6 protein-coding genes are annotated in these 15,523 nt (G+C 70.1%); 3 read left to right on the top strand and 3 right to left on the bottom strand.

Features of this window, described 5'->3' with window-relative positions; all coding sequences use genetic code 11:
* Nucleotides 1–235: 235 nt before the first annotated feature.
* The gene (locus AB0C25_RS05700) at nucleotides 236–3,733 is read left to right on the top strand and encodes a phosphatidylinositol-specific phospholipase C domain-containing protein (RefSeq protein WP_357370011.1); all 3,498 of its coding nucleotides are present in this window, start codon (nucleotides 236–238) and stop codon (nucleotides 3,731–3,733) included.
* 69 nt (nucleotides 3,734–3,802) lie between these two features.
* On the opposite strand, the gene AB0C25_RS05695 is transcribed toward AB0C25_RS05700, so the two are convergent.
* The 3 genes from AB0C25_RS05695 to AB0C25_RS05685 form a co-directional block, all read right to left on the bottom strand.
* Entirely contained in the window at nucleotides 3,803–6,640 is a 2,838-nt protein-coding gene (locus AB0C25_RS05695; RefSeq protein ID WP_357370009.1) for an AAA family ATPase, read from the bottom strand.
* An 83-nt stretch (nucleotides 6,641–6,723) separates the two neighbouring features.
* The gene (locus AB0C25_RS05690) at nucleotides 6,724–11,094 is read right to left on the bottom strand and encodes a glycoside hydrolase family 9 protein (RefSeq protein WP_357370007.1); all 4,371 of its coding nucleotides are present in this window, start codon (nucleotides 11,092–11,094) and stop codon (nucleotides 6,724–6,726) included.
* A 231-nt stretch (nucleotides 11,095–11,325) separates the two neighbouring features.
* On the bottom strand, nucleotides 11,326–12,126 hold the full coding sequence (locus AB0C25_RS05685) for a helix-turn-helix transcriptional regulator (protein WP_357370005.1): 801 nt from the start codon (nucleotides 12,124–12,126) through the stop codon (nucleotides 11,326–11,328).
* A gap of 98 nt (nucleotides 12,127–12,224) precedes the next feature.
* Between AB0C25_RS05685 and AB0C25_RS05680 the strand changes: the two genes are divergently transcribed.
* Together AB0C25_RS05680 and AB0C25_RS05675 are read left to right on the top strand one after the other, a co-directional pair.
* Nucleotides 12,225–12,701: a VOC family protein gene (locus AB0C25_RS05680; RefSeq protein WP_357370003.1), complete on the top strand. Its 477-nt coding sequence runs from the start codon at nucleotides 12,225–12,227 to the stop codon at nucleotides 12,699–12,701.
* Nucleotides 12,702–12,812: 111 nt separating this feature from the next.
* Nucleotides 12,813–15,509 carry an AAA family ATPase gene (locus AB0C25_RS05675; RefSeq protein ID WP_357370001.1) on the top strand — a complete coding sequence of 899 codons (2,697 nt, stop codon included), beginning with the start codon at nucleotides 12,813–12,815 and terminating at the stop codon, nucleotides 15,507–15,509.
* Nucleotides 15,510–15,523 lie beyond the last annotated feature (14 nt).

Genomic DNA, 15,523 nt, shown 5'->3' with positions numbered 1-15,523 from the left:
CCCCCCGTCGTCATCAGCGTAGATCGTCGTCATCTGACAGATGTCTCGACGCGGCGCGGCACCAAGACTGCAGGCAGTTCCATCGATGCGTGTTCGCACGCGCGACTACGCCTGCCGGAGGTCTGCCATGCCGACGACACACTCAGCATCCGCCCCACCGGGTCCGGCGAAGAAGCCGATTCTCCGGTGGCCATGGCGCTCCCGACAGCCGAGGGCAGGGATCGCCCTGCTCGTCATGACCCTGGTCGCAACGACCGCGGCAGCTGTGGCCGGTCCGGTCACGCCGGCCTTCGCCAACGACCACTACAGCAGCATCGGATCCGCCGCCGAGGCCAACCGGGACTGGATGTCACGGGTGTCGGACGACGCCAGCCTCGCCGACCTGTCGATTCCCGGCACCCACGACACTCTCGCCCTCTGCGGTTACTCGGCGAGCCAGAACGGCAGCGACTGCGAGTACATCTCGACAGGCCTCACCCAGACGCAGGAACGCCTCGGGTACAGCGCCGAGACCCTGGCCACCCAGCTGGATGCTGGTATCCGGTCGATCGACATCCGAGTCCGGGTGGACCAAGGGGACGCGGGGCTGACGTTCACCGTCCACCACGGGGTCTACTACCAGTGGGCCAACTTCACCGACGTGCTCACCAAGATCGAAACCTTCCTGCGGGCCAACCCGACCGAGACGGTGCTGCTGAACCTCAAGGCCGAGTGCCTGGGCAGCGGAGCGAGTTGCGCCGACGCGCAGGGCTACGACAGCACCGAATGGCGGCGGAAGGTGTTCGACTCGTACCTGACCGGGCGCTACCACACCGGCAACGGCGACGAGACGAGACAGGGTAAGGCATGGGACAGCCTGTTCTGGAGCGACTCGGTCGACGGTGTCGAGCAGACGACCACGCCGACCCTCGGCGCCGTCCGCGGAAAGATCGTCCTGCTCGGGTTCCGTGGACCGGCCGGAGGTATCTACGGGGGTTACGGGATCGGGCAGCTCTACCCCGCTGGCGGCTCCTACGACGGCTACGTGCAGGACGACTACAGCGTCCCCCAGATCAGCGACATCGACGACAAGTGGGAGAGGGTCCGAACGCAGTTGCGCAAGACCAACGGGGTGTGGGACGCCAACCGTGGCGAACAGACCCGACACAATCACGAGCCGGGCGCCCTGTACATGAACTTCACCAGCGGTACGGGGGGCCTCACCAATCCGTACACGGTCGCCGGCGGCACCTCGGGGGCGACCGGGGTCAACGAGTTCCTCATCCAGTGCCTGCGGGGCAGCAACGACAGGTGCCCGGAGTTCTATCCGAACCGGGCGGGCAACTTCGGCGGACGAGAGACCATGGACCGGCTCGGCATCGTGATGATGGACTTCCCGGGCGGAAAGTTGATCGACGAGATCGTCGCTCGCAACCCCGCCGGCCGGGCTGGTGGCAGCCGCAACGGCGGCGCCGGCGACCCGATGGAGGCGCATCCGGGCGGGGACAACGGCGGCACCCGCCCGGTGGTGCCGACCGACCACGCGCAGTGCCGCCCGGACGGCATGATTCCGACCGCCGGTACCGCCACCCCCTACTGCCGCGTCTACCAGGGCGACGGCCGGGAGTGGCTCGGCCAGGGCCGGAGCCGTCGGGTGATCGGCTACTTCAACGGCAGCCGTACCGGAGCCGACGGCAAGCCCTCCTACCTGGTCAAGAACATGCCGTGGTCCAAGCTCACCCACATCAACTACGCCTTCGCCCGGGTCGAGAACAACCGGATCTCGGTCGGCGCGGATGGCCCGAACAACCCGGCAACCGGCATGACCTGGAACGTTCCCGGCACCGAGATGGACCAGAGCCTGCCGTACCGGGGGCACTTCAACCTGTTGACCACCTACAAGCGTCTACATCCCCGGGTGAAGACGCTGATCTCGGTGGGCGGCTGGGCGGAGAGCAGGGGCTTCTACGGCATGACCACCAACGCCGACGGTACGACCAACCAGGCCGGAATCAACACCTTCTCCGACTCGGTCGTCGACTTCCTCGGCCGGTACGGCTTCGACGGAGTCGACATCGACTTCGAGTACCCGACCGCGCTGGACGACACCGGCAACCCGAACGACTGGAACGATGCCCGGTCCCGTCGCAAGGGACTGCCCGCCTCGTACACGGCCCTGATGAAGACGCTGCGGGAGAAGTTGGACCGGGCGTCTGCCACCAATGGTCGCTACCACCTGCTCACCTCCGCCACGTCGGCCTCCGGCTATCTGGTCCGGGGCATGGAGAACCAGAAGGCGTTGCGCTACCAGGACTACACCAACCTGATGGCGTACGACTACCACGGCTCCTGGAACGACGTGGTCGGTCCGAACGCGGCACTGCACGACGACGGCAAGGACCCGGAGCTGAGCGACCTGTACTCCACGCCGGAATGTCAGAAGATCGGTTACTTCAACACCGACTGGGCCTTCCACCACCTGCGCGGCGCGATGCAGGCCGGGCGGATCAACATCGGCATCCCGTACTACACCCGGGGGTGGCGCAACGTCACCGGTGGCAGCAACGGATTGTGGGGCAGATCCGTCGGCAGCAACTGTCAGCCGGGTACCGGCCTGGTCCGTCCGTGCGGCGACGGCGCGGTCGGCATCGACAACATCTGGCACGACGTCGATGCCAACGGTCGGGAGGTCGGTGCGGGGGTCAACCCGATGTGGCACGCCAAGAACCTGGAACGCGACCTCACCCCCCGCTACGCGAAGGCGGTCGGCCTCACGCCGGACAGCGACCCGAGCGACAGGCGCACCGGCACGTACGACCGGTACTGGGACGCGACGACCCGTACCGCGTGGCTGTGGAACCCGGAGAAGAAGACCTACCTCTCCATCCAGGACACCGAGGGTCTGGACCAGGTCGTCGACTACGTCAACCGCAAGGGCGCGGGTGGCGTGATGATGTGGGAACTCTCCGGCGACTACGAGTGCCCGGCCGAGGCGACCACCGACAACCCCTGCGTGATGGGCCACACCCTGACCAACCGGCTGCACGAGCGGCTCCAGGGCGCCGCCGCATACGGCGACAGCCGCGGCGCCGGCAGTTCGGTGCAGCGTCCGGCACTGGCCCTCGACGTGACAGTCGACCTGATCCGCTACCCCACCGAAACGGCGAATATGTGGCCGCTGACCCCGACCGTCCGGATCAGCAACAACACCGGTGTGACCATCGGTGGCGGCAGGGACAACGTCATCTCCTTCGACCTGCCGACCTCGACACCCCCGCTGATCAAGGACGGCAACTGGCAGACCGGCGCCCAGGGCGGCCGGTGGAAGGTGCAGGCCGGGCACACCGGCCCGAATGGCGGCACCGGGCTCTCCGGCGCCTTCCACCGGGTCAGCCTCACCCTGGACTACTGCCAGATCATCCCGGCCGGGCAGAGCCTGGACGTGCCGATCATCTACTACATCCCGGCGACCGGGCCGGTGAACACCACAGTCAAGCTGGGCGGTACCACGTTCGCCTCGGTGCCGGAGCAGAACCGGGGTGCCGCGAAGGTGATCCCGGCGACCGGCGGATGCTCGGCACCGGCCTGGGACGCCGGCAAAATCTACAACCCGGCGACCCAGTCGGTGGAGAACATCAGCGTCAAGTACGCCGGAAAGGTCTGGCAGGCAAAGTGGTGGACCCAGGGCAACGTGCCCGGCACCGGGGCCAACTCGGACCTGGAACCCTGGCGGCTCATCGGTCCGGCCAGCTAGCGGCAGTGTGAGTGCCACCCGTCCGGGCCCGGCGAGGCCCGGACGGGTGGCACCGTCCGGTAGCGCCCGTCAGCGGTCCACGACGCCGGCCAGGCCCTCGCGCAGCGCCGCGCCCGCGATCTCCACCCGGCTGCGCAGGCCGAGTTTCGCCAGGATCCGCGAGATGTGCGTCTGGGTCGTCCGGCGGGTGAGAAACAGGCTCTGCGCGATGTCCGACGTCGAACGGCCCTCCGCGACAAGCATCGCGACCTTCCGTTCGGTTGGCGTCAGCGCGGCCCAGCCATGCCTGGCACGGTTGGCCCGGGTACCCCGTACACCCCGCCGTACCCCGCGACTGCGCAGCCTGGCCTCGGCCCGGCGGATGTCCCAGGTAGCACCGAACCCGCCGTACAGGTCGCTCGCCTCGTGCAGGGCGACCCGCGCCTGCGCGGTGTCGCCCCGCTCGGCCAGGACCACAGCGAGATCCTCCAGCGCCCCGGCGAGCTCCACCGGCACCCCGCTTGCCCGGTAGTGCGCCACGGCGGATCGAATAGTCGCCGGGTCGCCGCTGCGCAGGCCGCGACACCGATCAGCGGACGCGGCGGCTCGCGCCGGCACCTGCTCTGCCGCCGCCTCCGCCAGGCAGGCGCGTACCCCGGCCTCCGCCGCTGACCGGTCGTCAACCGCGAGAGCGAGTCGGACGAACCGGGGCAGCCACTGGTGGGTCAGGGTCATCTCCCCTGGCCGCCGGTCGAGAAGAGCGCCCAAATGATCCAACGCCATCCGCAGATCGCCGTCCTGCTCGGCGGCGAGGGACCGCGCCACGAGCAGGAAGTCGAGGTTTTCCCGATCGGCGACGGTCACGACCGGGCGGTCGAATCCCGCGCGAAGATGGGCGGCGGCCCTGACCCGCTCGCCCCGATGGCCGGCGATGAGCGCGGACACACCGTGCCAGAGCCGCCCCGGGCCGCCATCGCGCAGCCCACGGTACGTCGACGTCGAGGTGTCCTGCGCGACCGCGTCGAGTTCGGCCAGGGCGTCGTCCCACCGCCCCAGCCAGAACAGCAAGACGGCGGCGGTCACCCCGGCGGTCGTGTCGTCCATGCGGTTGGCCGTGCGCAGAAAGTCCCGGGCTTCACGCAGCGCCGCCTCCGCGTCCGTCCACCGGCTCAGGTTCTGGAGCGAGAAGATCCGTCCGTGCAGGGCGAACGCCCTCAGATCGACGTGGTCGGGGACGAAGCTCAGCGCCTCGATCGCCCCCTCCGCGCTGTGCAGGGCGAGCCGGTGCTGCCGTCGCACCGAGTGGCTGGCCCAGAGACCCGTCAGCGCGTACGCCGTTGCGAAGGCGTCTCCGGCCACGGCTGCCGTGCGCAGCGCGTCCCGAGTGGTGGCGTCCGCCGCCGCCAGGTCCCCGGAGCCCGCCCGCTGGAACATCGCCAGCGAGGCGAGCAGCCGGGCCCGCCAGGCGTCCGGTAGGTCAGCTCGGGCGAGGGCCCGGTGCAGGTGGGCCACCGCCGCGGTGTTGTGCCCGCCACTGAACAGCGCGCGGGCGAGCATCCAGTGCAGCTGCCCGCGGTCGTCGGGGTCGACGACCAACCCCAGGGTCTGCCGCACCCGTTGGGCGGCTTCCTCGTGCTCGCCGCCGTCGACGAGGACCCGCGCCAGGTTCATGCAGAGCCCCACCCGTACGTCCTCGTCACCCGGGTCGTGGTCCACTTCGCGACGGAGCAACTCGGCCGCGAGGTGCGGCGCCCAACCGGCCAGCACCGGTCCGGCCTCGGCCAGCCACCGCCGCGCCCAGCGGTCCCCGACAACGCCGGAGGCGAGGAGATGCTGAGCGACACGCTGCGGTTCGACGCTGGCGGACTCCAAGGCCCGTGCCACGTCCAGGTGCAGTGCGGCTCGCAACGCGGCCGGCACCCCGTCGTACAGGGCCTGCCGGAGCAACGGATGCCGGAACCGCATCCGAGGACCGGCCTCGACCAGGATGCCTGCCGTCACCGCCTCCTGGAGGTCGGCGGAGAAGTCGATCGCCGGACGGCCGAGCAGCGCGGCGAGTTCGGTGACCGCGAATTCGCCGCCGAGCAGCGCGGCCGTCCGCATCAGCTCGACGGTGCCGGCCGGGACGGAACTCAGCCTGCCTTCGAGGGCCGCGGCCAGCGACCTCGGGACCACGCCGACAGCTGAGTCGCGCACCTCGGCCTGCGCGCCGATGTCCAGCAGGTCTTCGCGAACCAGTGACTCGACCAGTTCCCGCAGGAAAAGTGGATTGCCGACCGCCTGAGCGGCGAGCCGGACGAGGCCGCCCCCCGGTGGCACGCCCACAAGTGCGGCGAGCAGATCACGGACCGACTCCGGGGCGAGGGGACCGAGCGGGACGCGGACCACGTCCGGCCGGAGTGCGACGGCGCGCAACCGCCGCACGGTCGACCGGTGAGTGCCGGGACGGTAGGAGAGGACCAGCAGCAACGGCAGGTACGCGGCGACCGAGGCCAGCCGGCGGCACACATCGATGGACGCGTCGTCGGCCCACTGCACGTCGTCGACGAGGAGCATCATCGGGCCGGCGGCGCACAACTCGTCCACCAGAGCGACGACCATTTCCACGGCCGCCGCGGCGTGACCGGCGTCCGCCAGATCGAGGACGGATCGCCTGTCGGTCAGGAACTCCGCGATCCGCGCCCGGTGGGGATCCGCCGAGCGCGGCCTGATCTCCAGGCAGTCGAGTAGCACGCCCAGCAGTGGCGGATGAGCCAGCTGGTCCGCGACACCCTCGGACACCTGGCAGCCCAGCTCTCTGCCAACGTGGGCAGCTGCCGCCACCAGGGACGACTTGCCGATCCCCGGCTCGCCCTCGATCCAGACCACGCCGCCAGCGCCGAGACGCAGCCGTTGCACGGCGTCCCACAGCTCCGCGAGTTCGGGCACGCGCCCGATCAGAAACCCTGCAGAGTCAGCGGAGGTCAGCATCGTGCCTCAGATCCATCGGCTGCCCCGCGCGGTCAGCCCGGTCATCGACGGCCAGCCACGTCGGCGGCGAATGCGGCAACCCAGGTCAGTGCGGAGTTCCAGTTGATGGTGATCTCGTTGACCGACCAGGCTTCGAGATTGTCGACGTAGCAGAGCTGTGGGGCGCACCCGTGTAACCAACTCGCCGAGAGCGGGTCCTGGAGGCTGGAGTTGGGCCCACCGGCAACCGATCCCACCGGCGGACTCGGCAACCGGGCATCGAACGATTTCGCGTACCACCGGCTGTGCTGGTTCTTCGCGTCGTTGCTGCCGTAGCCGGTGATGTAGGACTGCCCGAGGGCGTTTCGGCCCAACAGGTAGTCGAGCCCCTCGAAGACGGCGTCGGCGTACCTGTCGTTGCCGGTGAGGTCGTAGGCGGTGGCCAGGACGACCTGGTTGTTCAGCATGGACGCGTTGGAGCCCCAGTCGTAGCGTCCCGTGGTGGGGGTGTAGGTCTGCCCGAAGCGCTCGGCCTTCTGGAACGAGATCAACCGGTCCGCGGCGGCGACCACCCATCCCTTGATCTGTTCGCGGTCGCTCAGCTCGCTGCCGAGCCGCGCCAGATCGAGTTGGGCCAGCGCGGCCACCGAACCCCAGTAGAAACCGTTCTGGCTGAAGGCCGCACCGGCGGTGTGGAACCGGCTGACCCGGACGGCGGTGAGGTAACTGGCGTCCTTGGTGGTCAGGTACAGCTCGGCCGCGGCCCAGTAGAACTCGTCGGAGACGTCCCCGTCGTTGTAGGGCCCCCCGCCGCTGCGGTCCTCGTACGGCGCGAAGAGCGCCGGGTTGGCCCGAGCGGCGGCGTACGCACGTTCGGCCGCCGCCCGCAGCCGGGCAGCGAAGCCGGCGTCGTACGGCTGGTAGATCCTCGCCGCCTGGGCCGCGACGGCGGCCAGATTCAGGGTGGCCGCGGTCGACGGGCGGTGCAGTTCCCGTGGTTTCTTGTCCTGGTGCGGCAGCATCGGCGGCCCGGTCCAGGTCTCGTCGTGCACCTTGTGGTGGACCATTCCGGCCAGGGGGAGACCGTCGGGCACCTGCATCTTCAGCATGAAGTCGAGGTTCCAGCGGGCCTCGTCGAGGATGTCGGGGACACCGTTTCCGCGTTCCGGCACGGCGAGGGTGCCGTCGCCGAGCGCCGCCGGCCGGTTGCGCTCCCAGGCCGACAGGAGCTGGTACGTCGCGATGCCACCGTTGACGACGTACTTGCCGTGGTCGCCGGCGTCGTACCAGCCGCCGGTGACGTCCAGCCGGTAGGTGCAGGTCCAGTTGTTCAGGAACGCTTTCGGCTGCTGGCAGGGCACCTGGGTGTCGCCACCGCCTGGTGACTCCGCGACGTGCCCGGCCGGGCGGGCGTACGCCGCCCCGGCGATGCCCCCGTCGATCGCGATGCCACTGCGGTTGGTGTAGAAAAACCGCGTCGCGTCGGTGCGCAGCCGGTCGTACAGATCCGCGCGGATGTCGAACGGGTGACTGGGCTTGTCGACCCAGCCGTCGTACACCAACTCGAACCGGCCGCTGGTCGTGACGTGGCTGAAGTCGATGACGTGGGTGACGGCGCTTGCCGACGCGTCGAAGCCGGTCGGGGTGGTCCGGCCCGTCGCCACCGTCGCGCCGCCGTCGGCCCGGCGCAGCGTCCACGGCACCGCGTGGGACGCGCCGTACCGCAACGTCGCCCGTTTGGGCCCGTTGGGCAGGTAGCCGTGCTGGTTCACCGTCAGGTCCGGTCCGGTGTCGGCCCGGTACGCGTACTCGGCGCCGGTGAGCGTCACGTCGTCCATGCAGAACTCGTAGGGCGTGCTGGACTTACCGAGCCGGAACTGGAGCTGGGCCAACCGGTACGGCTCCGGGTAGGTCGTGGTGATGGTGTACTCGTACTCCTTCCAGGCGGTGCCGGTGGTGAAGCCCTTGTTCAGGTACGTGACATTTGTGGGGTTGTCGAAGGGCGCGAGGTAGATCAGCGGGTTCGCCGCCGTGTTCGTCCGGGCGCGGAAGCGCAGCGTGTACGTGGCGCCGCCGGGCAGATAGATGCTGTTGTGGCCGACCAGGACGTCCCACGGGTTGGTGGACGCGGGCGCGGTCACGCAGAAGGTCCCGCCGTCCAGCTTCGGCGTCATTCCGGCGTTCACCCACCACGGCTTGTCCGTGCCGGTGAACGTGCTGTTCTGCAACAGCCGGCCGTCGAGCTGCGGTCGCGGTGGCCCACCGCCGTACGCCGGCAGCGTTCCCGCCGGCAGGTCCTGCCCGCCGCCCTGGCCGGGCTGTCCCGGGCCGGGATCCGCGCTGCCGTACCGGGGCAGCAGCCAACCGTCGAGGCCGCCGGAGGCGGCGCTGACCAGGACGAAGTCGCTGATCAGGTCGGCGTCGAGGTCGGCGAACAGGCCGGTGGTGCCGGCGAACGGGCCATCGTCACGGATCGGGCCCAGTGACCGCCAGCCGGTCGTCGCGCTCCACGGTGCGCCGGTGTTCTCCCAGGCCTGCACTTTGCCGCTGGGGTAGTCGACGCGCAGCACGTCGGCCCGGCGGTCACCTGTGACATCCGTGAACGACGTCTGGTAATAGCCGTCGGCGGGGGTCGCGAAGCCGCTGACCGAGTGCCAGTCGCCCGGCACCGGCGTCCGGCCCGGGGACCGGTTCTCCCAGAGGCTGGCGTGGCTCAGCCGATCCGAGTTGATCAGGTCGTCGTCTCCGTCGCCGTCGATGTCGACGAAGCGCGGGTTCTCGTAGCGCAGGTCGTTGGCCACGATGGTGGGTGATCCCCATCGTTTCTGCGCGCCGTCGGACTCGCTGCGGGACATCCAGATGACCCGGGTCCCGGTGGGCGACTCGTCAGCGGTCAGCAACCGGAGGTAGTCGTCCCGGTCGTCGCCGTCGAGGTCGCCGAAGTGCACCGTCCCGGGCGTACCCCGGTCCGGTGGGCTGATGTCACCGAGGGCGGTCCAGGTGGATCGGGGGCCGTTGTTGCGCCACGCCGGTAGCCGACCGTCGGGCTGAACGATGACGTGGTCGGCGTCGCCGTCGCCGTCGAGGTCGGGGAAGTGGGTCTCCGAGCCGGCCGGGGCAGCGTCCCGGAACTCACCGATCGGGTCCCAGCGCGGGCCGATGCCGTTGCGGGGCTCCGGTCGCCACTGGTAGAAGTCCTGCGCGACCACCAGCCGCGCTCCGAGAGCGTTGGCGGAGGGTTGCAGGGCGCCGCCGAGCCCGGGCGTGAAGATCTGCCCGTCCTTGAATTGCCACCGGGACACCTCTGCCTGCTCCGAGCAGAGGGTGCTGCCGGTGCTCCGGGAGTTCGCGTCCCAGGACAGGCACCGCTCGGTCGCCGGGTCGGCCTGCGGCCAGGCGAGCTGGTACTGGCCTCCAGCCGTGCTGAAGCGCACCTGGAGGGCCTCGTCGAGGCTGCCGCGCGGCGTCCTGACGTGTGGTCCGATGTCGTCGCCGTCGTTCGTCTTCAACGCGATCACCGCGTGCTCCAGGTGGCGGGCGAAGAAGCGGTACGTGTCGCCGGGGACCGGGGCGTAGCAGTCCCGCTCGGCGGTCGTCCGGGGCGCGAGACCACCGCCGGAACCACAGCCGGCGTTCACGACGTAACGGACATACCTGTGGTCGGAGTTCCCGCCGCGCACCTCAGCGTTGATGGTGTTGTTGTTTCCGATGCTGGCGTAGGCGAAGTCCAGCTCCTCGCCGCCCTCGTGGGTGGGCTGGCCCGCCGCGACGATGCGGCTCTGCAACGCGGCCGGCATCCGTGCGGGATCCTGGTTGAAGTCGGCCAGCACCATCCATTCGCCAGTGGGGCGACCGGCCATGAACTGCCGAGCCGTCTCGATGATGTCGGGGGCGTCGTTGGCACTGTTCCGACCGTTGGACAGCGCGTGGGCGGTGAAGTACCAGTCAGAGCCGATCTGGACGCCCATCATCGGCCGCGAGTTGAACCGCCCGCCCACCGGCAGGATCACGGCGTCGGTCACCGTCTCCCGGGTGACGATGGCCAGGCCGTTGCGTTGCTGACCGGTGTCGGCCCAGTAGATCTGCAACAGGTCCGGGCGGTCGCCCGTGCCGATGTTGTACAGATGCTCGGTGACGCCGGCCTCGGTGAACTGACGATCGGTCCACACCGCCCGGGGGGGAGGTTGGCTGCCCGCCTCCTGGAGCGCGGCGACCTGCACCCCTTCCTGGTGGAACATCTGCTGCACAGCGGCCACCCACCGCGACTCCGGAGGCTCTTCGCCCCCCTGGTGCTGGCCCTGCAGGTTCCAGGACGCGGTGACCCGGTCCTGCGGCACCGCTACCGCCGGTGTCGGGGGTTCCAGGGCGTACAGAAACGTCGACACCGTCGTCAATGCGATGATCGCGGCCAGCCGCCTGCGCACCACGCCCACGTCAGATCCTCCAGACCGACCTCGTCGCCCGCCACCGGGATCACGGAGACGATGCGGCAGCGGAGCCCCGCACCGCATCGGTGGAAATTGCCTATTCGGGCCGGGGTGGGCTGGCCGGCGTCCGATCCGCCGTTACCTATCGGGATTCACCTGCGGTGACGGACGAGTTCGGACGCCGCCTGTTGCCTGGGCGGCCTCGACGTCCCCTGGCCCAGACCGGGTCCGGCGTCGTCAACCCAGTCGATCCAGCTTTTCGCGAGCGGCAGTGTCGGGCCGAGGCGTGAGGACCACGAGGCGCAGGTCGGTGTTCTGGGTGGTCAAAACGTTGGCGTCCAGCGGGATGGCCCCCACGTCCGGGTGTACGGCGGTCTTGTGCGCGCTCTCGTGATTGGCCACCGCGCGGAGGGCCCAGAGGCGGCAGAACCTGTCGTTCCCGGCCATCCGCGAGATCAGTGCCGCCACGTCGGGATCGTTCGGATAGCGGGCGCTGGTGGCGCGCAGGTCGGCCACCAACGACTGCTCGAAGTAGGCGCGCTCGGTGTCGGTCTGGCGGACTCGGGGATTTCGGGATTCGAACTGGACGATCAAGGCGTTGCGGTCGTCGGCGATGGCGCCCGTCGGGTCGCCGAAGACGGCCGCGAACAGTCGGTTCCAGTGCAGCAGCCGCCACACGGCGTCGTAGACGGCCGCCGGGGTGTCGCCGAGGTGGTCGATGACGCGGTGCAGGCTGCTGGGGATCAGGTGGGGTATCCGGTCCGGGGCCGCGGCGAAGCCGGCAAGGCGCATCAGGTGCGCCTCCTCGTCGTCGGAGAGTCGTAACGCGCGGGCCAGGGAGGTGCACACCTGCGCCGACGGTGTGGCGGCCCGGCCCTGTTCGAGGCGTGCCACGTACTCGGGGGAGATGCCGGCCAGTGCTGCCAGCTCGCCGCGTCGTAGCCCGGCGACGCGGCGAGGTGAGGCGTTCGTGAGACCAGCAGCGGCCGGGTCCGTGCGATCCCGCCAGGCCCGCAGCGCGGCTCCGAGCTCATTCATGAACCCCATGATCCGCCATCGGTCCTCCGGGGAGCTGGGTGGTACCAGCGGTACGCGGAAGACCTGTGCCTTCCACAGCGCTGGCTCGGCCCTTCAGGATGGGGATCATGAGCAAAGTGACCAGAATGCATCACATCGGAGTGCCAGTCAGCGATTTGGCACGGTCGGTGAGGTGGTACGAGGACGTCCTCGGCATCACGCCGAACGGAGTGACGATCTCGGCGACGAACCCGGCGATCGGTGCGGTTGTCGAGGTCGAGAACGCGTCGATGCGGGCATCCTTCGCGTTGGCCGGTGACAACGTCCTGCTGGAACTCATCCAGTACGACAGCCCGCAGCCGAGGCCCTTCACCGGGCGCAACTCTGACGTTGGGGTGATGCACCTGTGTTTTGAGGTCGACGATCTCGACTCGGCGCATCGCGACCTGGTGCGGCGGGGCGTGCACGTCAACGCCGATCCGGTGGTGCTCCAGGACGGCGATGGCGTCGAAGCGGGGGCGCTGGCCGGGACGAAGATCCTCTATCTCCGTGACCCGGACGGCCTCCAGCTGGAACTGTTCGAGTTGCCCTCGTAGGAGCGCCGATTCCGGACCCGGCGCCCGTCCCGGTCGGTGCGCTGCTCTGGATACCATCGGTTGGGCCGAACAAACGGAGGGCACCATTCGTCCGGCGACACGCAGAAGCTGATGACAGATATCAGGTCGGGATTGTTCGTCGCTCGCGAGGCGGAGTTGGGCGAGATCGCCTCGGTGACGGCAGCCGCGGCGCGGGGCCGTGGCGGGGCGATGCTCGTTCTCGGTGATGCGGGGATCGGCAAGTCGACCCTCATCGGTGCGGCCGCTTCGCGGCTCGACGGATGGCGGGTGCTGCGGGCCGGTGGTGTCGAGTTCGAGAGCGAGCTGCCCTACTCGGCCCTGCACCAGTTGTGCGCGCCCGTGCTCGACCACCGCGCCGGGCTCCCCGTGCCGCAGCGGAGCGCGCTCGACGCGGTGTTCGGGCTGCAGGCCGGGGCCACGCCGACCCCGATGCTTGTCGGGCTGGCCGTCCTGGGCCTGCTGAGTGCCGTAGGCCGGCGCAGGCCGGTGTTCTGCGTGGTCGACGACGTGCAGTGGGTCGACGCCGGCTCGCGGCAGGTACTGGCCTTCGTCGCGGCACGCGTTGCGGCGGAGCGGGTCGCCATGGTGTTCGCTGCCCGCGACGCCGCCTCGGTGTCGGAGCTCGGTCGCCTACCCGCCCGCACTCTCACCGGGCTCACCGATTCGGAAGCCCTCACCCTGCTGCGGTATCGGGCACCATTCGGCCACGAGGCAGCGATCGTGCAACGGATCCTCGCCGAAGCGGCCGGCAATCCTCTCGCCCTGGTGGAGTTCGCCCGCGACGCCGGACCGTTCGGGCTACCCGGGGACGCCGGGCACCGCGCCGTGGAACACCGGTTCGCGAGTCGGTTCCTGCGGCTGCCGGCACCCACGCGCTCGGTTCTGGCGCTGGCCGCGGCGGAGCCGACAGGTGACCTCGTTCTGCTGAGGCGTGCGATGGCGATCCAGGGGCTGGACGCCGTGGACCTGACCGCGGCCGAGGACAGCGGCCTGTTGGTGACCGGGCCCCGGGTGCACTTCCGGCATCCGTTGGCGCGTTCCGCGGTGTACCTGTCGACTGGTGCCGGGGCGCGACGGCAGGCACACGCGGCGCTCGCCGCCGGTACGGACGTCGACGTCGATCCCGACCGTCGCGCCTGGCACCAGGCGAACGCGATCACCGGCTCGGACGAGGAGACCGCGGCCGAGCTGGAGCGTTCGGCCGGGCGGGCACAGCGCCGCGGCGGACTCGCGGCCGTGGCCGCGTTCCTCGAGCGTGCGGCCCGACTGACACCCGGCCGGTCGCGGCAGGCCCGCCGGTTGTTGGCCGCGGCCCGGGCGCGGTTGGGTTCGGGGGCACCATCTGCCGCCCGGGAGTTGGTGGACGAGGCCGAGCGTCTCCACCCGGACCCCGTCGACCGCCGCGCCGCACGGCTGCTGCGCGCCACGATCGACTATCACGTGGCGCGCACCATCCCGGCGACGATCGCGCTCATCGACGCGGCCGACGGCGTGGGACCCGACGAGGTCCGCGAGACCTACCTGGAGGCGTTCGCATCGCTCATGTTCAGCGTCGACGAGCCGGGGAGGTTGCGGCGGCTCGCCCTGCACATCCGGGAACGGATGCCCCAGCGTGAGCCGCCACGTCCGGTCGACCTGCTGCTGCAGGCGTTGGTCGAGCAGAACCTCCGCCCGGTGGACGAGGCGATGCCCCTGATGCGCCGCACGGTCGATGCCTTCCGGGACCACGCCCGTACGCCCGACGCGGATCCGTGGTGGATGGAACGCGCCTGTGTGTTGAGCGTCGACATCGGTGACAGCGAGGCCATGGAGCAGATCGCCGACCGTCAGGTGGAACTCGCCCGGGCGCAGGGCGCCTACGCGATCCTTCCGCATGCGTTGCGCTTTCAGGCGGCAGCCCGGACGATCGTGGGCCGCTTCGCCGACGCGTATGTCTGCATCATCGAGGCGCGTGCGGTCGACGAGGCCGCCGGGACGTCCAACCTCGTCGGGTCCGACCTGATGCTTGCCGCCTGGAGCGGAGACGCCGACCGGTTCCGCGAGATCCGGGAGAAGCTGCGCGGCTGGGTCGGGGTGAATTTCACCGCGCTGCACTACGCGGAGGGCGTGCTGTGCAACGGCAGCGGCGATCATGAGGCCGCGCTCGACGCGTTGCTGCTCGTACGGGACCAGCACCGGCGCGGGGCGTACGCCGCCTCCGTCTTCCACCCCGAGCTGGTCGAAGCCGCCGCGTACGTCGGACGTCCCGAAGAAGCCGAGGAATCGGCTAAATGGATCGGGGATGTCGCACGGGTCAACCCGAACGCGTGGACGACCGGTGCGCATCTACTGGCGAGTGCGCTGCTCGACCCAGGGCTCGGCGCGCAGGACCACTACCGTGCCGCGATCAGCCGGTTCGCCGGGAGCAGGATGCGAGTCCACTACGCGCGTGCCCGACTGCTCTACGGGCAGTGGCTGCGTCGGGTCGGGCGTCGCGCCGAGGCGCGGGTGGAGCTGCGCGCCGCGCACGAACTGCTCTCCACCATCGGCGCGCGGGGGTTCGCCGGCCGCGCCGCCCGCGAACTGGATGCCATCGGTGAGCCGACCCTGGCCGACGACGCCGATCCGCTGGCAGGGCTGACCGCCCGCGAACTACTCGTCGCCCGCAAGGTCGCCTCCGGCGCAGGCACCAAGGAAGTCGCCGCGCTGCTGTTCGTCAGCCCGCGAACGATCGACGCCCACCTGCGCAACCTCTACCGCAAGCTGGGCATCACCTCACGCCGGCAGCTACGAGAACTGCTCCACTGACGGAGCCGGGCCGT

The organism is Micromonospora sp. NPDC048839, from assembly GCF_040649915.1.
Classification (GTDB): domain Bacteria; phylum Actinomycetota; class Actinomycetes; order Mycobacteriales; family Micromonosporaceae; genus Micromonospora.
This window is presented reverse-complemented; position numbering and strand designations above follow the sequence as displayed.